Source organism: uncultured Arthrobacter sp. (assembly GCF_947493765.1).
Taxonomy (GTDB): domain Bacteria; phylum Actinomycetota; class Actinomycetes; order Actinomycetales; family Micrococcaceae; genus Arthrobacter_D.
On sequence record NZ_CANLSZ010000001.1, the window covers coordinates 490,156 to 511,924 of the forward strand.

General features: G+C 70.4%; 23 protein-coding genes. 12 read left to right on the top strand and 11 right to left on the bottom strand.

Going from position 1 to position 21,769, the window contains the following annotated elements; genetic code table 11:
* The first annotated feature begins 31 nt into the window (after positions 1-31).
* Positions 32-649 (top strand): TetR/AcrR family transcriptional regulator, encoded by a 618-nt coding sequence (locus tag Q0747_RS02250; protein WP_298251621.1) that lies wholly within the window; start codon positions 32-34, stop codon positions 647-649.
* Between the two features lie 47 nt (positions 650-696).
* A complete protein-coding gene (locus tag Q0747_RS02255; protein ID WP_298251622.1) occupies positions 697-921 on the top strand; it encodes a DUF3107 domain-containing protein in 225 nt (74 codons plus the stop codon).
* A 131-nt stretch (positions 922-1,052) separates the two neighbouring features.
* On the opposite strand, the gene Q0747_RS02260 is transcribed toward Q0747_RS02255, so the two are convergent.
* A complete protein-coding gene (locus Q0747_RS02260) occupies positions 1,053-1,817 on the bottom strand; it encodes a ferritin-like fold-containing protein (protein WP_298251623.1) in 765 nt (254 codons plus the stop codon).
* Positions 1,818-1,931: 114 nt separating this feature from the next.
* Between Q0747_RS02260 and Q0747_RS02265 the strand changes: the two genes are divergently transcribed.
* From Q0747_RS02265 to Q0747_RS02275, 3 genes are all read left to right on the top strand, one after another.
* Positions 1,932-3,410: an RNB domain-containing ribonuclease gene (locus Q0747_RS02265; protein ID WP_298251624.1), complete on the top strand. Its 1,479-nt coding sequence runs from the start codon at positions 1,932-1,934 to the stop codon at positions 3,408-3,410.
* Between the two features lie 363 nt (positions 3,411-3,773).
* On the top strand, positions 3,774-5,540 hold the full coding sequence (locus Q0747_RS02270; protein WP_298251757.1) for a DEAD/DEAH box helicase: 1,767 nt from the start codon (positions 3,774-3,776) through the stop codon (positions 5,538-5,540).
* Positions 5,541-5,546: 6 nt separating this feature from the next.
* Positions 5,547-6,416, top strand: a complete 870-nt coding sequence (locus tag Q0747_RS02275; RefSeq protein WP_298251625.1) for a site-specific DNA-methyltransferase — start codon at positions 5,547-5,549, stop codon at positions 6,414-6,416.
* 106 nt (positions 6,417-6,522) lie between these two features.
* On the opposite strand, the gene Q0747_RS02280 is transcribed toward Q0747_RS02275, so the two are convergent.
* The gene (locus Q0747_RS02280) at positions 6,523-7,374 is read right to left on the bottom strand and encodes a PHP domain-containing protein (protein ID WP_298251626.1); all 852 of its coding nucleotides are present in this window, start codon (positions 7,372-7,374) and stop codon (positions 6,523-6,525) included.
* A 92-nt stretch (positions 7,375-7,466) separates the two neighbouring features.
* Here Q0747_RS02280 and Q0747_RS02285 point away from each other — a divergent pair, with 92 nt between their 5' ends.
* On the top strand, positions 7,467-9,047 hold the full coding sequence (locus tag Q0747_RS02285; RefSeq protein WP_298251627.1) for an aminopeptidase P family protein: 1,581 nt from the start codon (positions 7,467-7,469) through the stop codon (positions 9,045-9,047).
* Between the two features lie 131 nt (positions 9,048-9,178).
* Here the strand turns inward: Q0747_RS02285 and Q0747_RS02290 are convergent, their stop codons facing one another.
* Positions 9,179-10,024 (bottom strand): general stress protein, encoded by an 846-nt coding sequence (locus Q0747_RS02290; RefSeq protein ID WP_298251628.1) that lies wholly within the window; start codon positions 10,022-10,024, stop codon positions 9,179-9,181.
* Positions 10,025-10,150: 126 nt separating this feature from the next.
* Between Q0747_RS02290 and Q0747_RS02295 the strand changes: the two genes are divergently transcribed.
* Genes Q0747_RS02295 through Q0747_RS02305 form a run of 3 tightly spaced genes read left to right on the top strand, consistent with a single transcriptional unit; the run spans position 10,151 to position 13,153 of the window.
* The gene (locus Q0747_RS02295) at positions 10,151-11,437 is read left to right on the top strand and encodes a magnesium transporter MgtE N-terminal domain-containing protein (RefSeq protein ID WP_298251629.1); all 1,287 of its coding nucleotides are present in this window, start codon (positions 10,151-10,153) and stop codon (positions 11,435-11,437) included.
* A gap of 31 nt (positions 11,438-11,468) precedes the next feature.
* Positions 11,469-12,026, top strand: a complete 558-nt coding sequence (locus Q0747_RS02300; RefSeq protein ID WP_298251630.1) for a DUF1003 domain-containing protein — start codon at positions 11,469-11,471, stop codon at positions 12,024-12,026.
* Positions 12,023-13,153, top strand: coding sequence for an Mrp/NBP35 family ATP-binding protein (locus tag Q0747_RS02305; protein ID WP_298251631.1), 1,131 nt, complete (start codon positions 12,023-12,025; stop codon positions 13,151-13,153). Before Q0747_RS02300 ends, Q0747_RS02305 begins: the two co-directional genes overlap by 4 nt.
* A 49-nt stretch (positions 13,154-13,202) precedes the next feature.
* Here the strand turns inward: Q0747_RS02305 and Q0747_RS02310 are convergent, their stop codons facing one another.
* The 3 genes from Q0747_RS02310 to sigE form a co-directional block, all read right to left on the bottom strand.
* A complete protein-coding gene (locus Q0747_RS02310) occupies positions 13,203-13,613 on the bottom strand; it encodes a twin-arginine translocase TatA/TatE family subunit (protein ID WP_298251632.1) in 411 nt (136 codons plus the stop codon).
* Positions 13,614-13,696: 83 nt separating this feature from the next.
* The gene (locus Q0747_RS02315) at positions 13,697-14,773 is read right to left on the bottom strand and encodes an anti-sigma factor (protein WP_298251633.1); all 1,077 of its coding nucleotides are present in this window, start codon (positions 14,771-14,773) and stop codon (positions 13,697-13,699) included.
* 4 nt (positions 14,774-14,777) lie between these two features.
* Complete coding sequence (gene sigE, locus Q0747_RS02320) at positions 14,778-15,428, bottom strand: RNA polymerase sigma factor SigE (RefSeq protein WP_298251634.1); 651 nt, start codon at positions 15,426-15,428, stop codon at positions 14,778-14,780.
* Positions 15,429-15,759: 331 nt separating this feature from the next.
* Between sigE and Q0747_RS02325 the strand changes: the two genes are divergently transcribed.
* Positions 15,760-16,398 (top strand): O-methyltransferase, encoded by a 639-nt coding sequence (locus tag Q0747_RS02325; RefSeq protein WP_298251635.1) that lies wholly within the window; start codon positions 15,760-15,762, stop codon positions 16,396-16,398.
* A gap of 36 nt (positions 16,399-16,434) precedes the next feature.
* On the opposite strand, the gene Q0747_RS02330 is transcribed toward Q0747_RS02325, so the two are convergent.
* The 5 genes from Q0747_RS02330 to Q0747_RS02350 all read right to left on the bottom strand — a co-directional run bounded on the left by Q0747_RS02330 (position 16,435) and on the right by Q0747_RS02350 (position 19,919).
* Positions 16,435-16,602, bottom strand: coding sequence for a DUF3117 domain-containing protein (locus tag Q0747_RS02330; protein WP_087076540.1), 168 nt, complete (start codon positions 16,600-16,602; stop codon positions 16,435-16,437).
* Positions 16,603-16,772: 170 nt separating this feature from the next.
* Positions 16,773-17,966, bottom strand: coding sequence for a hypothetical protein (locus tag Q0747_RS02335; protein WP_298251636.1), 1,194 nt, complete (start codon positions 17,964-17,966; stop codon positions 16,773-16,775).
* A 116-nt stretch (positions 17,967-18,082) separates the two neighbouring features.
* A complete protein-coding gene (locus Q0747_RS02340; RefSeq protein WP_298251637.1) occupies positions 18,083-18,706 on the bottom strand; it encodes a DNA-3-methyladenine glycosylase I in 624 nt (207 codons plus the stop codon).
* Entirely contained in the window at positions 18,703-19,077 is a 375-nt protein-coding gene (locus tag Q0747_RS02345) for a DivIVA domain-containing protein (protein ID WP_298251638.1), read from the bottom strand. Before Q0747_RS02345 ends, Q0747_RS02340 begins: the two co-directional genes overlap by 4 nt.
* A 35-nt stretch (positions 19,078-19,112) precedes the next feature.
* Entirely contained in the window at positions 19,113-19,919 is an 807-nt protein-coding gene (locus Q0747_RS02350; protein WP_298251639.1) for a TIGR00730 family Rossman fold protein, read from the bottom strand.
* Positions 19,920-20,091: 172 nt separating this feature from the next.
* Between Q0747_RS02350 and Q0747_RS02355 the strand changes: the two genes are divergently transcribed.
* On the top strand, positions 20,092-20,820 hold the full coding sequence (locus Q0747_RS02355; protein ID WP_298251758.1) for an amino acid ABC transporter ATP-binding protein: 729 nt from the start codon (positions 20,092-20,094) through the stop codon (positions 20,818-20,820).
* Between the two features lie 58 nt (positions 20,821-20,878).
* Positions 20,879-21,721 carry a glutamate ABC transporter substrate-binding protein gene (locus Q0747_RS02360; RefSeq protein ID WP_298251640.1) on the top strand — a complete coding sequence of 281 codons (843 nt, stop codon included), beginning with the start codon at positions 20,879-20,881 and terminating at the stop codon, positions 21,719-21,721.
* Positions 21,722-21,769 lie beyond the last annotated feature (48 nt).

Below are 21,769 nucleotides of genomic sequence, written 5' to 3' on the forward strand. Positions count from 1 at the left end.
CTACCCGATCGCAACAGCTGAGGACCCCTACGTGAGTGCACAACCGACCACCGGACGCGCCGTACGGCTCCCGCGGGACGAGCGTCGACGTCAGCTCCTGGCAGCGGCACAGGCGGTCTTCGTGGGCAACGGCTACCACGGGGCCGCCATGGACGACATCGCCGATGCCGCCCGGGTCAGCAAGCCGGTGCTCTACCAGCACTTCCCCGGCAAGCGCGACCTGTACCTGGCCCTGCTGGACAGCCACCTCGCGGAACTGACGGAGCTGTTGATCGATGCGCTCCGCTCCACCGACGACAACGATCTGCGCGTCCACGCGACCATGCGCGCGTACTTCCAGTTCATCGCCCAGGACAGCCGGGCGCATCGACTGGTCTTCGAATCCGACATCAGCAACGAGCCCGACGTCAGCAGTCGTCTGGAGGCGTTCAACGCCCACTTCGCGAGCGCCATCGCGGACGTGATCGCCGACGACACCCAGCTGTCCAGGGTCGAGGCGACCCTCCTGGGCCGGGGCCTCGCCGGGATGGCGCAGATCAGCGCCCGCTACTGGCTCGAGACCGACGGCAGCCTCGACATCGATGCCGCCGCCGAGCTGATCTACCGTTTAGCTTGGCGCGGAATCAGCCGCTTCCCCAAGGAGATCTAGAGTAGGTTCCAGAGAGCATCAGGAACACTACACAGGAGGCACGCGCCGTGGAAATCAAGATCGGTATCCAGAACATCAACCGCGAGATCGTCATCGATTCCACCGAGAGCGCCGACGCCATCGCCGAGCTGGTGGCCAAGGCCATGGGCGACGGCGGCGACCTCCGCCTCAAGGACTCGAAGGGCCGCCAGGTCATCGTCCCGACGTCGGCCCTGGGGTACGTGGAGATCGGCGCCGAGGAGACCCGGCGCGTGGGCTTCGGCGCACTCTGATCCCACGTTCCGACCCCGCCCGGCAGCAGGAGGGCCCGCACCAGACCTACCCGGTCGGGTCCGACCCTGCCCGGCAGCAGGAGGGCCCGCACCAGACCTACCCGGTCGGGTGCGGGCCCTCCTGCATCCGGCTACGCCGTCAGGCCGAGGGCGCTCATCCGCCGGGAGTGGTTGCGCGTGAGTTCGGAGAAGAACGTCCCGCTGGGCTGGGTGGGGCCGTCCTCGCCGGCGAAGAGCAGTCCCGCGAGATTCTCCCGCTCGATGCCCACCCGCTGCGCCTGGGTCAGGGCCTCTCCCACGAGCCGCCGACCCCAGAGGGCGCAGCGTGACGCGAGCCGCGGATCGGCGGAGAGGGCTTCCTTCAGCCGGCCCCGGAGGTGTTCCGCGGCGTCCCCCGAGTCGATGACGGCGATCAGCTCGCGGGTCCTGGCGTCCAGGTTGTGCGCCAGCGAACGGTAGAAGTCCCGCGAGAAGGCATCGACGACGTACGCCTTCATGAGCGACTCGTACCAGTCGCCCGGCCGCGTCCGCTCGTGGAAGGAGTCGATGGAGGCGCAGAACGGAGTCATGGCGTCCTCGACGGTGATGCCCAACCCGTCCAGGAACCGGCCCACGAGCTCGAAGTGCTCGAACTCCTGGACCGCGAGCCGCCCGAGGCTCGCACGATCGGCGAGGCTCGGCGAGAACCTCGCATCGGAGGACAGCCGCTCGAATCCGGACAGCTCCGCGTAGGCGATCGCGCCGAGCAGATCCGCGACGAAGCGGACGTAGTGGGGATTGTCGAACGGATCCTCGCCGATCCCCACTCCGTCCGCAGGAGCTGAGGGACCTGCCTCCGAGGCATTCCGCGACTCGGCGGCAGGAGGGGCCATGCTGTCGGGGGCGCCGTTGTTCATGCTGCTAAGAGTACGCAATCGCCGGGGAGCGGCAAGCCGTCGGACCGGCCCGGGATGCCACGCTGCTGCGCCGTCCCGGGGCCGCTGTCCGTGATGTGCGTTACCGTGAACCCCGTGCCAGCGAAGCCACCGGATCCCGAGCAGGACACGCAATCACTCCTCGCCCGCTCGCTGAGCCTGCTGCGCGCGGAACTCGATCTGCGTGAGGACTTCCCCGAGGAGGTCCTCCGGGAGGCGGCCGCCGCGGTGACCGCCCACCGTCCCCCGGCCGAGGATCTGCGGGAGCTGCCCTTCCTGACCATCGATCCGCCCGGCTCCACCGATCTGGACCAGGCCATCCACCTCGGACGTGCCGGTGCGGACGGAGCCGGCTACGACGTGCGGTACGCCATCGCCGATCTTCCCGGCTTCGTGCCGGCTGAGGGCGCCGTCGACCTCGAGGCCCGGCTCCGCGGCCAGACCATGTACGCCCCGGACGGCCGGATCCCGCTGCACCCGGACGTGATCTCCGAGGGAGCCGCGAGCCTGCTGCCGGGACAGGACCGCCCGGCGTTCGTCTGGCACTTCCGGCTCGACGCCGCGGGAGCTGTCGGCTCCGTCTCGGTCCGCCGCGCCACCATCAGGAGCCGGCGGCAGCTCACGTATGCCGAGGTGCAGTCCGCGATCGATGCGGGGACCACGGACCACCAGTTCCGCCTCCTCGAGGAGATCGGTCGGCGCCGCATCCGGCTGGAGCTCGAGCGCGGGGGTGCCGGTCTGACCCTGCCGCGCCAGGAGATCACCCACGACGGCGGACGGTACGCCATCGTGACCGAGCCCGCCCGGCCCTGCGAGGACTGGAACGCGCAGCTCTCCCTGATGACCGGCATGGCTGCAGCACGCATCATGCTCGACGGCGGCATCGGGATCCTCCGCACCATGCCCGCGCCCGACGACGGCGCGCTCAGGAAGTTCCGCCTGCAGTCCGAGGCCCTCGGGCATCCGTGGCCCGAGGAGCTGCCGTACGGGGCCTTCCTGCGCACCCTCGACGTCGGCGAGCCCCGGCAGCTCGCCCTCATGCATGCGGCCGCCGCGCTCTTCCGCGGCGCCGGGTACACCGTGTTCGACGGCGAGGTGCCCGAGGACACCGTCCAGTCGGCGATCGCCGCACCCTATGCCCACACCACCGCACCCATCAGGCGGCTCGTGGACCGCTTCGTCCTCGTGATCTGCGCGGCGCTGTGCGCCGGGGAGGAAGTACCCGGGTGGGCGCGGCGGGCGCTGCCCGCTCTGGGGTCCGTCATGGCGTCCTCGGCCCAGGTCGCGTCCCGGCTCGACTCCGGCGCGCTCGACGCGGTCCAGGCAGCGCTGCTGAGCGGGCGGATCGGCGAGGCGTTCCCCGCCGTCGTGCTGCAGGGGTCCCCACCGGCCGCCGAGGACGCCCCCGGCAGGCAGGCGCCCCGCCCGTCCGGCGTCGTCCAGGTGACCGATCCCGTCCTCGAGGCGGTCTGCTACGGCGAGCTGGTGGCGGGAGAACGGGTCACCGTGGTCCTGCTGGAGGCGGACATCGCGCGCCGTCGCCTGCGCTTCGAGGTGAAGCCGGCCGACGCGTGATCGACGCGGCCCGGAATGACGCCCGGCGGGGGCTGGCGGGGTAGAGTTGACAGCGTAGTAATGGATGCCCGGTCGTTATCACGTCCTCGATAACCCGCAGAACCTACTCGATCCCGAGTTTTCCCGCAGGCGCAGGTCCTACTCCCCCGCCCGCACGCAGTCGCAAGCCCGCGATCGGCTTCCACTGGACGCCCTGCGCCCGTCGATACGCTCCGCCCCGCCCGAAGTCGGTCCGGTGCGTCGAGCCTTCGCCGCCGCACGGCCTGAAATGAACGGTAGAACGTGCAGAACACAGAACACACCACAGACACTCCCCCGGCCTCGGATGCACACCACCTCGTCGCCGACGACGCCCCGGACGCCATCGACGTCGAGGAGACCCTGGTCTCCACCGACGAGCCGCACGCGGAGGTCGTCGAGACCTTCGCCGACTTCAACGTGCGGCCCGACATCGTCGAGTCGCTGGCCGACGCCGGGATCATCCACCCCTTCCCCATCCAGGCGATGACGCTGTCCATCGCGCTCGGCGGGCACGACATCATCGGGCAGGCGAAGACCGGCACCGGCAAGACGCTCGGGTTCGGCATCCCGGCGATCCAGCGGGTCGTGGGGCCCGAGGATCCCGGCTACGAGAAGCTGCCCGTGCCCGGCGCGCCGCAGGCCCTCGTGGTGGTCCCCACCCGTGAGCTCGCCGTGCAGGTCGCCGGGGACCTGACGACGGCGGCGAAGAAGCGCAACGCGCGCATCGTCACCATCTACGGCGGCCGAGCCTACGAGCCGCAGATCGAGGCCATCAAGCAGGGCGTCGAGATCGTGGTCGGTACCCCCGGACGCCTGATCGACCTCTACCGGCAGAAGCTGCTGGTGCTGAAGAACGTCAAGATCGTGGTGCTCGACGAGGCCGACGAGATGCTCGATCTCGGCTTCCTGCCCGACGTCGAGACCCTGATCGCCGCGACCCCGCCCGTGCGCCAGACGCTGCTCTTCTCGGCGACGATGCCCGGCCCCGTGATCGCGATGGCCCGCCGCTACATGACCCAGCCCACGCACATCCGCGCTGCGGATCCCGAGGACGAGGGCATCACCAAGAAGGACATCCGCCAGGTCATCTACCGGGCGCACAACCTCGACAAGGCCGAGGTGGTGGCCCGCATCCTGCAGGCGAGGAATCGCGGACGCGCCATCATCTTCTGCAAGACCAAGCGCACCGCCGCGAAGCTCTCCGAGGAACTCATCGACCGCGGCTTCGCAGCCGGCGCCATCCACGGCGACCTGGGGCAGGGAGCCCGCGAGCAGGCCCTCCGGGCCTTCCGCGGCGACAAGATCGACGTCCTCGTCGCCACCGAGGTGGCCGCGCGCGGCATCGACGTCGACGACATCACGCACGTCATCAACTACCAGTGCCCCGAGGACGAGAAGGCGTACCTGCACCGCGTGGGCCGCACGGGCCGTGCCGGCAAGAAGGGCACTGCCGTGACCTTCGTCGACTGGGACGACGTCCCGCGCTGGGGACTGATCAACAAGGCGCTGGGGCTGGACACTCCCGAGCCCATCGAGACGTACTCCTCCTCGCCGCACCTCTTCACGGATCTCGACATCCCCGAGGGCACCAAGGGTCGCCTGCCGCGCAAGGAGCGCAAGCTCGCCGGCATCGACGCCGAGGCCCTGGAGGATCTCGGCGAGACCGGCAAGCGCGGCGGCGCACCCACCGGCCAGGACCGTTCCGCAGGTCGCGGGTCCGGCGGGCGCGACTCGGGCGGTCGCGGATCGGGTGGCAGCCGATCGGGTGGCAGCCGATCGGGTGACAGCGGAACAGGAGGACGCTCCGGGCAGGGCGGCGAGGCATCGCGTGGATCGCGCGGGCGCGGGCGCGGTGGCGATCGTGCAGCGGAGGCCGCCTCGGCGGACAGCCCGGCAACGGACACCAGGGCATCAAACAACCGGGCATCGGACAAGAGGGCATCGGACAACCGGGCGACGACGGACCCGGCCGGCACCGAGACGTCGGGTCGTCGCCGCCGACCGGTCGGCGAGGGCGAGGCGCCCTCGGGCGAGCGTCCCCGTCGCAGCCGGACCCGGCGGCGCAACGGCGAGGTCGTCGCCAAGTCCGCCGGCGGCACGGAGGACTAGCTCTCCGTGAGTGGACTCCCCGCGCCGTCACCGCTGCCCTCCTGGAGCGGTGACGGCGCCAATCTGGTGGTGCACGCCGACAACGCGGAGTTCCTGCCCACCCTGCCGGATGCCGCCTTCACCCTCGTCTACGTGGACCCGCCCTTCAACACCGGGCGCGTGCAGCGCCGGCAGCAGCTGAGCATGCGGCGCGCCGAGGCGGGCGCCGGTGACCGGGTGGGCTTCAAGGGACTGTCCTACTCGACGGTCAAGGGGACCCTCGCGAGCTACGACGACGCGTTCGAGGACTACTGGGACTTCCTGGCCCCACGGCTCATCGAGGCGTGGCGCCTCCTCGCCGACGACGGCACGCTCTACCTGCACCTCGACTACCGCGAGGTGCACTACGCCAAGGTGATGCTGGACGCCCTGTTCGGCCGCGACAGCTTCCTCAACGAGATCATCTGGGCCTACGACTACGGTGCGCGGACCACGCGGAAGTGGCCCGCCAAGCACGACAACATCCTCGTGTACGTGAAGAACCCGTCCACCTACCACTTCGACAGTCAGGCTGTGGACCGGGAACCCTACATGGCACCCGGGCTCGTGACGCCGGAGAAGGCCGCACGCGGGAAGCTCCCCACGGACGTGTGGTGGCACACCATCGTGTCCCCCACCGGGAAGGAGAAGACCGGCTATCCCACCCAGAAGCCCGAGGGGCTGCTGCGGAGGGTGGTCGCGGCGAGCAGTCGCGAGGGCGACTGGGTGCTGGACTTCTTCGCAGGCTCCGGCACCCTCGGCGCCGTCTCCGGGAAACTGGGGCGCCGGTTCGTCTGCGTGGACAGCAACCCGCAGGCCATCGACGTCATGAACGCGCGCCTGACCCCCTGGCTCTGAGTTACCCTCGGGGAGGCCGTCCTCCGGGCTCGGGACTCATGAGCTGCGACTCACGGTTGGGGACTCACGGTTGGGGACTCACGGTTGGGGACTCACGGCTGGGGACTCAGGGGGCGGCGCCTGTGGCGGTACCCGTCGCCAGACCCTGGATGGCCTCGAGCACCTCCGGGGCGGTCAGATTCTCGCCCAGCAGATTCGGCTTCCCGCTGCCGTGGTAGTCGCTGGAGCCCGTCACGAGCAGTCCCCGCTCGCGCGCGATCCTGCGCAGTGCCACCTGCGCGGCGGCAGGGTTGTCCCGGTGCTCCACCTCGAGACCCAGCAGGCCGGCGTCGATCATCTCCTCCAGATCCGCGCCACCCACCACCGCACCCCGGTTGGACGCCGAGGGGTGGGCGAACACCGGGACCCCTCCGGCAGCACGGATGAGACCGACGGCCTCGGCAGGGTGCGGCGCGTAGTGGCTGACCCAGTAGGGTGAGCGCGCCGTGAGGACGCTCTGGAAGGCCTCCGAGCGGGTCCGGACGATCCCCAGGCTCACCAGCGCGTCGGCGATGTGGGGCCGTCCCACCGTGGCGCCCTCGCTCACGTGCTGCGCCACGAGGTCCCAGCTGATGGGATAGTCCACCGACATCAGGTCCACCATGCGCCGGGCACGGGTCAGCCGCGCCGTCCTGGAGCGTTCGATCTCCGCGTGCAGGCCCGGATGCAGCGGGTCGTGCAGATAGGAGAGCATGTGCACGCTGATACCCGTGTCCGTCCGGCAGGAGACCTCCATGCCCGGGATGAACGTGATCCCCAGTCCGTGCGCCGCACTCCGCGCGCGGTCCCACCCCGCCGTCGAGTCGTGGTCGGTCAGTGCGACGGCGTCCAGCCCGGCGGCCGCGGCGGATCCGATGAGGACCTCCGGGTCCTCTGTGCCGTCCGAGACGTTGGAGTGCGTATGCAGGTCGATCCTCACCGGGTCCAATCTACGCGCCGGCGGCGGCATCTCGGTCCATGCCCGCGGGGCCGGACTTCCCCGCCCGGTCACAGCGGTGAGACGATGGCAGGATGAGTACCGCCGACATCGATTCCGCAGCCCACAACCCCACCGACTCGCCGGAGGGCCAGCCCCTGTCCGACCGCAACGAGAACCGGTCGCAGCGCCCCGACTCCGACGCCTTCAAGGCGTTCATGGCCAGTGAATGGGCGCCCGACACCGCGACACTCCCGGACAGGTCGCCCGTGGCGGAGCACGCCGCACGACGCCGGCGCGCCGTCTCCGACCGCTTCCCCGGCGAGCGCGTGGTCGTTCCGGCGGGGCCTTTCAAGGTGCGCTCCAACGACACCGACTACCGCTACCGGCCGCACTCCGGGTTCGCGCACCTGACCGGTCTCGGCCTGGACCACGAGCCCGACGCCATGCTGGTGCTCGAGCCGGTGGAGCACGGGCAGGGCGACGACGGCGGGAACCACACCGCCCGGCTCTACTTCCGTGAGCTCGCGGGCCGGGACAGCGCGGAGTTCTACGCCAACGCCCGGTACGGCGAGTTCTGGATCGGCCGTCGTCCGTCGATGGCGCAGCTGAACGCCCAGCTGGATCTCGCCACCGCCGACCTCGGTGAGCTGGAGGTCGCCATCACCAAGGACGCCGGGGTGGCCGAGATCGGCGGCATCGGCATCCGGCTCCTCCGCGAGGTGGACCCGGCCGCGGATGCCCTGGTGGACACCTCGCGCATCAACACCGGGGTGGACCTCGAGAAGGCGGACGCCCTCGATGCCATGCTCGCCGAGTTTCTCTCCGAACTGCGCCTCATCAAGGACCCGTGGGAGATCGAGCAGATGGAGGCCGCGGTGGCTGCGACCGTGGACGGCTTCCACGAGGTGATCCGGACCCTGCCGCGGGCCATCTCCCACCCACGCGGTGAGCGCGTCGTCGAGGGTGCGTTCTTCACGCGGGCCCGGGAGGAGGGCAACGACCTCGGGTACGACACGATCGCCGCCGCCGGCAACAACGCCACCACGCTGCACTGGATCCGCAACACGGGCCAGGTCAAGGCCGGCGAGCTCCTGCTGCTGGACGCCGGCGTCGAGGCCGAGAGCCTCTACACCGCGGACATCACCAGGACCATCCCCATCAACGGCACGTACACGGACACGCAGCGCGCCATCTACCAGGCCGTGCTCGACGCGGCCGACGCCGGGTTCGCCGCCGCCCAGCCCGGTCGGAAGTTCCGCGAGATCCACGATGCGGCCGTGACGGTGCTCGCCGAGAACCTGGACCGGTGGGGTCTGCTGCCGGTGTCACTGGACCAGGCCCTGGCACCGGACGGCCAGCACCACCGCCGCTGGATGCCGCATGGCACCAGCCACCACCTCGGCATGGACGTCCACGACTGCGCCCAGGCCAAGCGTGAGCTCTACCTGGACGGCGTCCTCACGGAGGGCATGGTCTTCACGATCGAGCCGGGTCTGTACTTCAAGGCCGAGGATCTCGCCGTCCCGGAGGAGTACCGCGGGATCGGCGTGCGGATCGAGGACGACATCCTGATGACCGCCGACGGACCCGTCAACCTGAGCGCCGCGCTCCCCCGCAACCCCGACGACGTCGAGGACTGGATCGCCGGGATCTGGGGCAGCACCGGCGAGTAGCGTCCGCTCCGCCACCGGGCCGGACGACGGAAGGCAGGGACCTCGAGGTCCCTGCCTTCCGTGTCTCCCGACGCCGGTGCGTGCCGCCCGCGTCGAGCTTCTGATCGGTCGAGCTGCTGATCAGGATCCGTTCAGCTGCGGCGCTCCGGTGCGGACGATCCACCGCGCTCGGCGTCGTCCGCCGGGGACTGTCCGCCGCGCCCTTCGGACTGCTGTGCCGGATCGCCGGCCGGGCGATCCTCGACGCGCTCCCCGTACTGGGGCCGGCCGTCCGGGAGATCGGGGAACTGGCCACGACGCGGCCCGCTGGTCCCCGGTCCGGCGGTCTGGTCGGCGGTGACCGGGTCCTGGGCGGGCTGCGGCGGCAGCGCGGGTGGCTGCTGGCCGGCGAAGGGATCGTTCCACTGGGCCGGCCGGTCGGGCGCGGGCTGGGAAGGCCGCTGGCCCTGCCACCCGGTGGAGCCGGCGACCGGGTGCTGGGCCTGGCCCTGCATGGGGAGCTGCTGCAGCAGCTTGCGCGCCTCGGCTGCGAGGGTGGGGTCCACGAGGACGTCGTAGCTGGTCGCGATGACCTGGCTCGTGGAGGTGAAGTCCCGCTTGCCGCGCTGGAAGGCGTAGGTGATCACGCCGAACAGGAGCCAGAAGATGGCACCGAGGGCGATCGAGGACGTGATGGTGATGCCGGACTCGCTCCCGGCGAACAGACTCAGGATGAGGCCAACGAAGAGACCGAACCAGGCACCCGTGGCTGCGCTGCCCAGGGCGACGCGCGGATAGCTGAGCCGTCCGGTGACGCGCTCCACCGCCTTGAGGTCGTTGCCGACGATCGCGACCTTCTGCACGGCGAACTTGTGATCGGCGAGATAGTCCACCGCCTTCTGCGCATCGAGGTAACTCGTGTAGCGGCCGATGATCTCGCCCGTGGGCAGGGTTCGGCCCTGGTCGCGGGAGGCGGTGGTTCCAAGTGGCGTCGACATGAGTCCTATTCTGGCCCACGGCCCGTCGCCGGGACAGTGGTATCGCCGCTGGTGAACGCCGCCGGTTCCCCGACGCGGCAGGACTCCGATGCCGGTCGGCGCGAGCGTGCCCGATAGCCTAGGGCGGTGACTACAAATCCGACCCGCGTCTTCGTCGCCCGGCTCCTGGGCCTGGACGTCTTCGACCCGCTCGGAGACCGCCTGGGCCGCCTCCGGGACGCCGTCGTGCTCGATCGCGGTGCCGCCGGCCCGCCCCAGGTGGTGGGTCTCGTCGTGGAGGTCCCCGGCAAGAAGAGGGTGTTCGTCCCGATGACCCGCATCACCTCGATGGACGCCTCCCAGATCATCTGCACAGGGCTCGTCAACCTCCGGCGGTTCGAACAGCGCGGGGCCGAGATGCTCGTGGTCGCCGAGCTCTTCGACCGGCGCCTCACGCTCCGTGACGGCAGCGGCAGTGCCGTGGTGGAGGACAGCGCCATGGAACGCGATCGCAGTGGCGACTGGCACGTCTCGCAGCTGTACGTGCGCCGCGGTGGGTCCTCCACCTCGCCCCTGCGCGGCCTGCGCCGCGGTGGGGAGCGCCTGATCATCGACTGGCTCGACGCCTTCCACGGCCCCGCGAGCGAGCCGCAGGGCGCGTCCCAGTACGTGGCGCAGCACGAGGATCTGAAGGCCGCCGACTTCGCCGACGCCCTCCACGAGATGAACGACAAGCGCCGCGTGGAGGTGGCCGGGGAGCTGCAGGACGACCGTCTGGCGGACGTGCTGCAGGAACTGCCCGACGACGACCAGGTCCAGATCCTGTCCTCGCTGACGCGTGAGCGTGCGGCGGACGTCCTCGAGGAGATGGACCCCGACGACGCGGCCGATCTCCTCAACGAACTGCCCGAGGCCGAGAAGGAGGAACTGCTGCAGCTCATGGAGCCGGAGGACGCCGAGGACGTGCGTCGCCTGCTCGAGTACGAGGAGGACACGGCAGGATCGCTGATGACCACGGTCCCGGTCATCCTGCCGCCGGAAGCCACCGTCGCGGAGGCCCTCGCCCATGTGCGCCGCGAGGAGCTCACTCCCGCCCTCGCGTCGGCGATCTTCGTCTGCCGCCCACCGCTCGAGACCCCCACGGGGCGCTACCTCGGCGTGGTCCACATCCAGCAGCTGCTGCGGTACCCCCCACCGGAACCGCTGGGCAACATCATCGACACGGATCTGGAGGCCGTCGGTGACCAGGCCGCCGTGAGCGACGTCTCGCGGATCCTCGCGACCTACAATCTGAACTCGGTTCCCGTCATCAGTACCGAGGGTCGACTCGTCGGCGCCGTCACGGTCGACGACGTCCTGGACCATCTGCTGCCCGACGACTGGCGGGCACAGGACGATGCATCGGAAGCGAAGCGAGGTGAACGCCGTGGTTGAGAGGATCAGGTCGAGTTCGAGTGGGCTGGACATGCCCCGCGAGAGCCGTATGCGCCTCCTGCCGCGCCTGCGTCCGAACCCGGACGCGTTCGGCAGCGCCACCGAGAACTTCGCGCGCTTCATGGGCACGCCCCAGTTCCTGTTCTACATGACCGTGTTCTGCGCGGTGTGGCTGCTGTGGAACACGCTGGCACCGGAGGGCCTGCGCTTCGACAGCGCCGCGATCGGGTTCACGCTGCTGACGCTCATGCTCTCGCTGCAGGCCTCCTACGCCGCTCCCCTGCTGCTCCTGGCCCAGAACCGCCAGGACGACCGCGACCGCGTCTCGCTCAAGGAGGACCGCCAGCGCGCGGAACGCAATCTCTCCGACACCGAGTACCTGACCCGCGAGATCGCCGAGCTGCGCATCGCCCTGCGGGAGGTGGCCACCCGCGACTACGTCCGCTCCGAACTGCGGTCCGTCCTGGACGAGGTCCTGGAGACGGCGGACGGCCAGGAACTGATGCTGCAGCGGCGCAAGCCGCGGAAGTCCTCGGACACCGCCGCCACGCCGAGGGTGCAGCCCGCGGGGAGGAGACAGTCGCGGTGATCTTCCCCCCGCCCAGCGAGCAGGCGGTACGCGACGCGCTCGCCACGGTGATCGACCCCGAGCTGCGCCGTCCCATCACCGAGCTCGGCATGGTCGCGTCGGTCGCCGTCGAGGGCGGCACCGTGCGCGTCGGGATCCTGCTCACGATCGCCGGGTGTCCGCTGCGTGGCACCATCACCGACGACACCGAGGCAGCGCTGTCGCGCGTCGAGGGCGTGGACGAGGTGGTGGTGGACCTCGGGGTGATGAACCAGGAGCAGCGTGACGCCCTGAAGGACCAGCTCAAGGGCCCCGGTGGCCGGCGCGGCATCCCGTTCGCCGATCCGACGTCGCTGACCCGGGTCTACGCCGTGGCGAGCGGCAAGGGTGGCGTCGGGAAGTCGAGCGTGACGGTCAACCTCGCGGTGGCCATGGCGGCACGCGGGCTCCGGGTGGGGATCGTCGACGCCGACATCTACGGCTTCTCCGTCCCGGCGCTCATGGGCATCAGCCAGCAGCCCACACGCGTGGACGAACTCATCCTGCCGCCGGTCGCGCACGGCGTGAAGGTGATCTCCATCGGCATGTTCGTCGAGGGCAACCAGCCCATCTCCTGGCGCGGCCCCATGCTGCACCGCGCCCTGGAGCAGTTCCTCACCGAGGTCTACTTCGGCGACCTCGATGCCCTCTTCCTCGATCTGCCACCCGGCACGGGTGACATCGCGATCTCGGTGGCCCAGTTGCTCCCCTCCGCCGAGCTCCTGGTCGTCACCACCCCGCAGAGCGCCGCCGCCAGTGTGGCCGAGCGTGCGGGAGCCATGGCCGCGCAGACCGGGCAGGGCATCGCCGGGGTCATCGAGAACATGTCCTGGCTCGAACTGCCCGACGGCGGGCGGCTCGAGCTCTTCGGAGCGGGTGGGGGTGCCCTGCTGGCCTCCCGGCTGGCCGACACGCTGTCGACCGAGGTACCGCTGCTCGGCAGCATCCCCCTCGAGCAGAGACTGCGCGAGGGCGGGGACGAGGGCCTGCCCCTCGTGCTCGGGACCGGATCCTCCGCGGCGAGGGACGAACTGGTGAGGATCGCCGCTCTCCTCGCCGGGCGCCCGCGCGGCCTCGAGGGGCTGACGCTCCCCGTCACGGTCGCCTGAGCCGCAGGAGCGTCCCGGGCAGGATCTGTGCGACCACCCGCCGGTCGGGCTAGGTGGCCTCCGGATCGTAGGGGGCGGCCGCCCCCGGCACCAGCCGGGGTCCCAGCGGCACCGACGGGCCCGGGCCCACCTGCAGGGCCGCCGCGGGAGCGGCCGCCGGAACAGCGGTCGGCGCTCCGCTGCTCACGGGTTTGAAGACGTCCTCCATGTCATCGAGGAGCGCCTCCTTGATGATGCGCCGTGGGTCGTACTGGCGCGGATCGAGCTTGCGCCAGTCGACCTCGTCGAGTTCCGGACCCACCTCTTCCCGGAGCTGCTCACGCGCCCCGGTGGCCATGCGCCGCAGGCTCCGCACGAGCCTCGCCAACTGGGCGGCGTACTCGGGGAGGCGTTCGGGGCCGAGCACCACGACGGCGATGATCGCGAGGACCACCAGTTCGAGGCCATTGATTCCCAACACGCGAGAAGCCTACCTTCCCGCAGGTGACGTACCGCATCCGCAGGCCCGCCCGACGCCGGATCCGTGCCCGCAGCCGGCCCTGATCAGCGCTCCTGCGGGTGTGTCATGACAGACAGCCCCCGCATGATCCGGTCCAGCGTGGAGCCCTCCTGACGGGACGGCGTCGACAGTCGGGCGTAGTCCGTGGTGACGAGCCGGTTGAGCGTCTGCGGCATGGCAGCGGGTGGCAGCTCGGAGACCACCGTGTAGGTGACCGTGGCTGAATCGAGCACGACGACCCAGGGGTCTCCGGAGCGGACCCAGAGATCACGCCCCACACCGCCCACGTGGTCGAAGCCGTCCTGCTCGACCGTCCTGCCGGTCGCTGCGTTCACCGGCTCCGCCGTCGTCGCACCATCTGTCCCGTCGACCTTCCGCTGCTCGTAGACGGTGACCTCGTCCCCGTCGCGCTCCAGGACGAGCCGGAGCGTGGGCATCCCGCCCATGCTCATACCTCCGGCGCTCCTGAGCGTGAAGCCGAGGGACGTCAGCGCGGGACACGCCCATCCCTCCGCCCGCAGCGTCTCCAGCTGGTCGGCATCGAGGGCAGTCGGTGTTCGGGGCACCATGGACTCCCAGCCGGCACGCAGCGCCGTCGGACCGGCGGCTCCCGCCGTCGCCTGCTGCGGGGCTCCCGCCACGTAGGCGCTGCCGAGGACCGCCGCAGCCACGACGGCCGAGACGGCGGTCGCGGCGATCAACCCGCGACCGCGACCCGGCGCGCGGCGGGACCGGTGGTGCGCGGGGGCTGCGGGGCCCCGGCGACCGTCGTCCGGGCGACGACCATCAGATGATCCGAGGACGTGCGTGGACCCGTGGACGTCGGTGGACCCATGGACGTCGGCGAACTCATGGACCTCGGAGGACCCTGGGGCGGGGGCGGGTTCCGGGACCTCCGAGGCACAGGGAGGGCGTGCCGTGCCGGAGAGGAGCCGGCGCTGGAAGTCCGGATCGAGGGACGGACGCTGCAGCCCGAGGAGGGCGCTCTTGTGACCACGCAGCCGGCCCACAGCTGCCGTGCAGGGCCCGCAGAGGTGGACATGGCGCTCGACGGCGAGCCTCCTCCGGTCGGACAGCTCACCGTCCACGAGGTCCTGCAGGGAACGCCGCGGATGGAACACGGCGCTACCCCAGACCGGCGACCCGCGGCACGCCGAGCGAGGTGCCGCTGCCCCCGGCGGGCCGGGGATCACGGTGTGCGAGCTTGGCACGGAGCATCGTCCGCCCGCGGTGGATCCGTGAGCGGACAGTGCCGAGCTTGACCCCGAGTGCCCGCGCCACCTCGTCGTAGGCCAGGCCCTCGAGATCGCACAGGACGACGGCGGCGCGGAAGTCCGGGGGCAGTTCCTCGAGCGCCGCCTGCACGTCGATGTCCAGGTTGTTGAACTCGAAGCTGCGCTCGGGACCGGGGTGCCTGCTGGCCAGCCGGCTCTCCGCCTCCTCGGTCAGACCGTCGAAGCGGATGCGGGTCCTGCGCCGGGCCTGATCGAGGAACAGGTTCGTGGTGATCCGGTGCAGCCAGCCATCCAGCGTGCCGGGCCTGAACTTCGCCAGGGACCTGAAGACACGCACGAAGACCTCCTGCGTGAGATCCTCGGCGTCGAACTTGTTGCCGGTGAGCCGGTACGCGAGGCGATACACCTTGGGCGAGTAGTTCGTGACGACGTCCTCCCAGGAGGGTGCCACCCAGGGGTTGCCGTGCTCGTCGAGGACGGGCGCGTCCGTTCCGTCGACGCTCTCCACATCCGGCTGTCTCGTCTCAACGCTAGACATCATGTGCCCCTTCTCGCCCGAACTCCCGGAAGGACCTCGGCCGCTCCTACCCGGAGCCGGTCGGTCCCAGCAGTGATTCGGCACTGCTCCGCTGGTGGATGTCCAGCACCAGAAGACTTTCGCACCAAGCTGGGAACTGGCTGGCAGCCCCGGTCGTACCCGGTCCGTGGTCCCCGGACCCGCCGGTCACGTCGGGACAGGAGGTCCGCTGCAGGGCAGGCTCCCCCTCGGAGGCGTGCACGGCACAGTAGTGTTGGGTCCGGGCCCCGGCCCGCCACCAACCACCGACCGCGTGCAGGGCAACTCCCGCGCGGCGTAGAACGAAGGGAAGTCCATGGCCGCCGACAAACACAGCAGCTGGTCCTATACGGAAGGGCTCCCCGACGAGGACGACATCCTCCTCCGGGCGCGCGAGCGGTCCCACGAACTCGGGGTCTCGCCGGTCACGCCCGCGGTCGGCGCCGCCCTGACCGTCCTCGCTGCCGCGTCGAAGGCCTCCACCGCCGTCGAGGTCGGGGCGGGTGCGGGAGTGTCCGGCGTCTGCCTGCTGCGGGGGCTCGGGCGCCAGGCCGTCCTGACCACCATCGACGCCGACGTCGACCACCTTCGCGCGGCGAGGGAGGCCTACGCGGAAGCGGGCATCCCCACCAACCGCACCCGTACGATCTCCGGGCGGGCCTCGGACGTGCTGCCGCGACTGACGGACCGGGCCTACGACCTCGTGTTCCTCGACGCCGACAAGGCAGGACTCCCTGGGTACGTGGAGCAGGCCACGCGGCTGCTGAAGTACGGCGGCATGCTCATCGTCAACGACGCCCTCGATCAGGACCGGGTGCCCGAGCCCGCAGTACGCGAGGCCTCCACGACCACCCTCCGCCAGGTCGGCAGGCTGGTCCGCGAGAACGAGGCCCTGGTCTCGGCGCTCCTGCCCACCGGTACGGGACTTCTCCTGGCCGTGAAGCAGCGCTCCTGACCACCCGGGCCGGTGTTCCCCGGCCCGGCAGCGGCCCTAGGTGGTGACGGTCAGGAGGCAGTCCTTGAGCTTGCCCGCCTCCTCCGCGTTGAGCTCGACGACCAGACGGCCACCGCCATCGATCGGGACCCGCATGATGAGGCTGCGCCCCTCCTTGGTGACTTCCATCGGTCCATCGCCGGTACGCGGTTTCATGGCAGCCATAGGGGAATCCCTTTCAACAGGGCGCAACCGCCAGCAGCGGTCGACGCATCAGTAAGCGGTGCCCCGTGCCGGTTCCCGAGGGGGCCGGCGGTGCACGTCATCGTCTCCATTATTCAGCACAAGCCGTGCACCTGCTAATTCGGATGGGGCGTGGATCACATCCGCCGGGCCTAGGGCGGAAAATCCCCGTCCAGCCCCGACGGGGTCCAGCCCCAGAGCCAGTCCACCCAGACGACCTGGAGCACCACCGAGACAGGCACCAGGAGCCACAGCGGGCGTGGTCCGCGGTGGGCGGCGGCGAGCGCGAGCGGGAACAGCGGCAGGAGGATCCGCCAGGTGCTCGACTGGGGATCCCAGAAGGCCGCCAGATAGAGCATGTACCCGGCGCACCACGACCACAGGACCGGACCGAGGGACCGCACGACCGGGGTCAGGAGGAGACCTGCCACGGCGAGCAGGAGTGCGAGCAGGAGGAGCCCTGCGGCCACCGGTCCGAGCAGCGCGGCCGGCCTCGCGAACCAGGGCACGAAGGGTACGAGTGCTTCCGCTCGCCAGGCCGTCTCCGTCGCCACGTACGCGTCGCGCTCCCCCGTCACGAACCAGGCCGCCATCGGCCAGGTGATCGCCGCCAGGGAGGACACCACGCCGAGGAGGAACAGGGGCAGCAGCTGCCCGGTCGCATCGTGGCGCTCGGCCGACCCGTTACCGGTACGGGCGCGCCAGACCGCGTGGAGGAAGAGGATCCCGATGGCGAGCGCGAACGGTACGCCCACCGGGCGCGCCAGTCCCATGAGCACCACCACGGGCATCGCCGCAATATAGCGGTGCGTGGACACGAGGTGCAGAGCCCATGCCAGCAGGAGCAGCAGGAGGGACTCGGCATAGGGGACCTGCAGGACGGCTGCCACGGGTGCGAGGGAGACGAGGACGACGCCTGCCAGGGCCGTCCCGTGACCGGCGCGGAGGCGGAAGAGCCTGTAGATCGCCAGCGAGGCTCCGGCGGACGCTGCCAGTGCCACGCTCGGTGCCACGATCCCCCAGCCCAGTCCCGTCACCGCGTCGAGGCCACGGACGAGGCCCGGGAAGAGGGGGTAGAAGGCCCACTGGTTGGGCTCGACGGCGCCGAGCGCGCCTCGCGGCAGCTCCACGGGATAGCCCTCCCGGAAGATCCGCTCGTACCAGCCGCTGTCCCAGTAGTTGATGAAGACGCCGTAGCCGGGAGCGGGGCCGGACCACGGGCTGGGGCCCTGCCGGGCGGCGGCGAGCAGGAGGATTCCCGTGGAGACCAGACGTCCGACGACGAAGACCACCAGGACCTGGACCACCCAGGTCCCCGACGTTCCGTCTCGGGAGGGTCCGGCCACGGAACGGCTCATCGAACGGCCCGGTGAACTGCTCGGCGGGCGGCTCGGCGGACAACTCGGCGGTCTGCCCAGCAGACGGCCCAGCGGGCGGGTCGGCGGTTGACCCGGCGGGCGGGTCATCGCCGCTGCGGGTCGCCGGGTGGACCGTCGTCCCCGTCGGTCGCGGCCCCGCCGCGCACCCAGCAGTCCCGGAGGTGGTCGTCGACATAGCCCGTGGCCTGCAGCATCGCGTAGGCCGTGATCGGCCCGACGAAGCGGAACCCCAGTGTCCGGAGCTCCTGGGCCAGGGCGGTGCTTTCGGGCGTGCTCGCCGGGACGTCCGAGAGATCCACGGGCGCTGGACCGTCCGGGGGCCGGTGCGCCCGGAGGACACAACCGAGGCTCGTCCCCGCCGGGAGCGCCAGGAGAGCCCGGGCGTTCGCGATCGTCGCCTCGATCTTGCGGCGGTTCCGGACGATGCCCGTGTCCGCCATGAGCCGCTCGACATCCTCGGGGCCGAACGCCGCTACTGTCTCCGGGTCGAAGGCGGCGAACGCCCGGCGGAACGCGGGTCGCTTCCGCAGGATGGTGATCCAGCTCAGGCCCGACTGGAAGGCCTCGAGGCTCAGGCGTTCATACAGACCCTGTTCGCTGCGGACCGGCCTGCCCCACTCCTCATCGTGGTAGCGCTCGTACTCTGCGCTGGAGACGGCCCAGCCGCACCGGGCCCGGCCGTCCGACCCCAGCACCGCAGGGCTCACCGGACGGCGTCCCGCTCCGCCAGCTGCGCACGCAGGTGCAGGATCTCGTCGTCGCGCTCGGTGAGTGCAGCGGCCAGCCTGTCCAGGACCTCGTCCACCTGGTCCATCCGGTAGCCCCGCAGACCGAGACCGAACCGGACGGCGTCGACGTCGCTCGCCGAGACCTGCGCCGGCAGCAGCACAGGCGGCAGGGAGGCCACCGGTGGGACCAGGCCGAGGTCGTCGCGGCCCGGCACATCGCTGCGCCCGGACCGGGCCCCGTCCGGGCCGGGACGACGCCGTCCGGCCCAGGACGGCAGCGGACGCCCCGATACCAGCAGGGCCGTTCCCCCCACAAGGAGGATGGCGAGGATCACCAGGAAGATAGTCACACCGCAATGGTGCCAGAGGAGGCGGGACGCGGTGCTCAGGCGTCGCCCGGGCTCCCCGCCGACGTCGTCATGATCCGCACCGCTTCCTCCGCCGTGTCGACCAGCTGCACGAGTGAGAGGTCCTGCTCCGCGATGGTCCCCTCGGACACCAGCGTCGCCCGGAGCCAGTCGAGCAGGGGCCCCCAGTAGTCCACGCCGACCAGCACGATCGGGAACGAGGTCACTTTCCGGGTCTGGACCAGGGTGAGCGCCTCGAACAGTTCGTCGAGTGTGCCGTAGCCGCCCGGCAGCACCACGAAGCCGCTCGCGTACTTCACGAACATCGTCTTCCGGGCGAAGAAGTAGCGGAAGTTGACACCCAGATCCACCCATTCGTTCATGCCGGCTTCGAATGGCAGCTCGATCCCGAGACCCACGGAGATGCCGCCCTCCTCGCACGCCCCCTTGTTGGCAGCCTCCATGGTGCCCGGACCACCTCCGGTGATGACGGCGAACCCGGCCTGCACGAGCAGCCGGCCCACCTCCTCGCCCATCGCGTAGTAGCGCGACTCCCGGGCCGTCCGCGCGGACCCGAAGACGCTGACGGCCGGTCCCAGCTCGGCGAGCGCCCCGAATCCCTCCACGAACTCGCTCTGGATCCGCAGGACACGCCAGGGATCCGTGTGGGTGAAGGCGCCCGAACCATGGTCGTCCAGCAGGATGCTGTCGGCCTGCGCACCCGTCGCCTGGCCACGCCGCAGGACCACGGACCCCTTGCGCCTGGTGGAGGGAGTGGACGCAGCGGGCCCGGAGGACGCGCTGCCGTCGTCGGGCGAGGGACGCTGGTAGGAAGACATCCCCATAGGCTAGCGAACCCCCGGCGCAGACCCTCACGCAGCGCCGCGGGCTTGGTTGCTCTTGGATCACGATTGACCACTTCGCGCGGCTGCGTAGTGACACCCCGGGATTGTTCGCTAGATTTCTCCCATGACACCTGAGCCTCAGCCGACCGGATCGTCGACCCCGGCGGGTCCGCTGGTCCAGCTGAAGAACGTCAACAAGCATTTCGGTGAACTGCATGTGCTCCGCGACATCGATCTGGAGGTCTGCCGCGGCGAGGTCGTGGTGGTCATCGGACCGTCCGGGTCGGGCAAGTCGACGCTGTGCCGGGCCATCAACCGCCTCGAGACCATCGACGACGGCGAGATCACCATCGACGGGAAGGTGCTCCCCGCGGAGGGCAAGGGCCTGGCGAAACTGCGCGCGGACGTGGGCATGGTCTTCCAGTCGTTCAATCTGTTCGCCCACAAGTCCATCCTGGAGAACGTGACCCTCGGTCCGATCAAGGTCAAGGGCATGAAGAGCGCAGCCGCGAAGGAACTGGCCATGTCGCTGCTCTCGCGGGTGGGCGTCGAGAACCAGGCGCAGAAACTTCCCGCACAGCTCTCCGGCGGCCAGCAGCAGCGCGTGGCGATCGCGCGTGCGCTGGCCATGCAGCCCAAGGTCATGCTGTTCGACGAGCCTACCTCGGCCCTCGACCCGGAGATGATCACCGAGGTCCTCGACGCGATGGTCGTGCTCGCCAAGGAGGGCATGACCATGATCGTGGTGACCCACGAGATGGGATTCGCCCGCAAGGCGGCCGACCGCGTGATCTTCATGGCCGACGGCGCGATCATGGAACAGGCCACGCCGGAGGAGTTCTTCACCAGTCCGCAGACCGATCGGGCCAAGGACTTCCTCGGCAAGATCCTCGCGCACTGACCCAGCACCACCCGTACACCTCACGGCCTCCGCGGAGGCCACGACGCAAGGAGATCCAATGCGCAGAACCCGTTACGCGGCAGCAGCCATGGCCGCCGCAGCCGCTCTGACCCTGTCCGCCTGCGGTGGCGGTGACGACGCGAGTCCCTCCGGGGAGAGCGGCGACGCCGGCGGCGAGACGGTCCGCATCGGCATCAAGTTCGACCAGCCGGGCCTCGGCTACGACGAGGGCGGATCGTACTCCGGCTTCGACGTGGACGTCGCCAAGTACGTGGCGAACGAGCTCGGCTACTCCGAGGACCAGATCGACTTCGTGGAGTCCCCGTCCGCGAACCGCGAGAACATGCTCGCGAACGACCAGGTGGACATGATCTTCGCGACCTACTCCATCACCGACACCCGCAAGGAGACCGTCGACTTCGCCGGGCCGTACTTCATCGCCGGGCAGGATCTGCTGGTCCCCACCGACAGCGACATCACCGGGCCCGAGGATCTCGAGGGCAAGAACCTGTGCTCGGTCACGGGCTCCACGTCGGCGCAGAAGATCAAGGACCAGTACCCGGGTGTGCAGCTCGTGGAGCAGCCCGGCTACGCGGAGTGCGTCACGGCGATGGGCGGCGGCCAGATCGACGCCGTCACCACCGACGACATCATCCTCGCGGGTCTCGCCGCGCAGGACGCCAATGCCGGCAAGTTCAAGGTGGTCGGCAACACGTTCTCCGAGGAGAAGTACGGCGTCGGCCTGCCCAAGGACAGCGACCGGTGCGAGGACATCAACGCGGCCATCACCAAGATGATCGACGAGGGCGACTGGGAGGAAGCACTCACCAGGAACACGGAGGGTGCCGACTACAGCTACAACGAGGACCTGAACCCCCCTGAGCCCGACGACTGCGCCTAGTCGTCCGTCCCCTGGTGGGGTCCACCCGCGCGGGTGACCCCACCAGGG

Bases quoted from the DNA above. Each gene is read 5' to 3' on its own strand.
- Q0747_RS02260 (WP_298251623.1), bottom strand. From the start codon at position 1,817: ATGAACAACGGCGCCCCCGACAGCATGGCCCCTCCTGCCGCCGAGTCG.
- Q0747_RS02285 (WP_298251627.1), top strand. From the start codon at position 7,467: ATGAGTACCGCCGACATCGATTCCGCAGCCCACAACCCCACCGACTCG.
- Q0747_RS02290 (WP_298251628.1), bottom strand. From the start codon at position 10,024: ATGTCGACGCCACTTGGAACCACCGCCTCCCGCGACCAGGGCCGAACC.
- Q0747_RS02300 (WP_298251630.1), top strand. From the start codon at position 11,469: ATGCCCCGCGAGAGCCGTATGCGCCTCCTGCCGCGCCTGCGTCCGAAC.
- sigE (WP_298251634.1), bottom strand. From the start codon at position 15,428: ATGATGTCTAGCGTTGAGACGAGACAGCCGGATGTGGAGAGCGTCGAC.
- Q0747_RS02325 (WP_298251635.1), top strand. From the start codon at position 15,760: ATGGCCGCCGACAAACACAGCAGCTGGTCCTATACGGAAGGGCTCCCC.
- Q0747_RS02330 (WP_087076540.1), bottom strand. From the start codon at position 16,602: ATGGCTGCCATGAAACCGCGTACCGGCGATGGACCGATGGAAGTCACC.
- Q0747_RS02350 (WP_298251639.1), bottom strand. From the start codon at position 19,919: ATGGGGATGTCTTCCTACCAGCGTCCCTCGCCCGACGACGGCAGCGCG.
- Q0747_RS02360 (WP_298251640.1), top strand. From the start codon at position 20,879: ATGCGCAGAACCCGTTACGCGGCAGCAGCCATGGCCGCCGCAGCCGCT.